Annotated in this window: 1 protein-coding gene; it reads left to right on the top strand. The window is 63.5% G+C overall.

Annotated features, from left to right (window positions below; translation table 11 throughout):
- Positions 1-209, top strand: a 209-nt coding sequence (locus tag IU459_RS37515; RefSeq protein ID WP_195134306.1) for a hypothetical protein, incomplete at its 5' end; no start/stop codon positions are given.
- Between the last annotated feature and the right edge of the window lie 341 nt (positions 210-550).

Below are 550 nucleotides of genomic sequence, written 5' to 3'. Positions count from 1 at the left end.
ACGACCTCGAGGAGATCGAGTTCAGTTTCGCCGCCGAGGCGATCGATTCGGCGGCGAAGTTCGACGAGTTGACGAGGTTCTTGAAGTTCCTGGCCACGACGACCCAGCGCGACACCAAGCTCACGCTGGAAGCGCCGGACGGGGCCACTGCTCCGCCCATCATTCTGGTCCGGCTGGATGAGACATCGCCCCGGTTTTTCGGGGTGTGACAGCGGGCGGCGGCCCGTAGAAGCTCGGGCCGCCCGTTGTTAGGTGTGGTCTCAATGGGTTAGCGCAACACTGGGATTGTTCCTGGTGAACAAGGGATGTGATGCGCGATGGCCTCGAGCAGACCGCTGTCGGAGAAGAGAACCCCGCTGACCGAAGCTCAGGTCGAGGAGGTGTGGCGGCGGTGGCGATCCGGGCAGGCGATCAAAGTCCTAGTACTGCAACGACACTCAGGTGTGTGGGTGTCCGCGCCGTCGGTAGTGGGATAGGCGTGCTTGGTGTTGGCGGCGGCGTCGCCATCGTGACCAGGTCCAGATGTGGTCGGCGGAGTGCTGGCGGATGA

Origin of the sequence: Nocardia amamiensis (assembly GCF_015477605.1) — a bacterium.
GTDB classification, from domain to species: domain Bacteria; phylum Actinomycetota; class Actinomycetes; order Mycobacteriales; family Mycobacteriaceae; genus Nocardia; species Nocardia amamiensis_A.
This window is presented reverse-complemented; position numbering and strand designations above follow the sequence as displayed.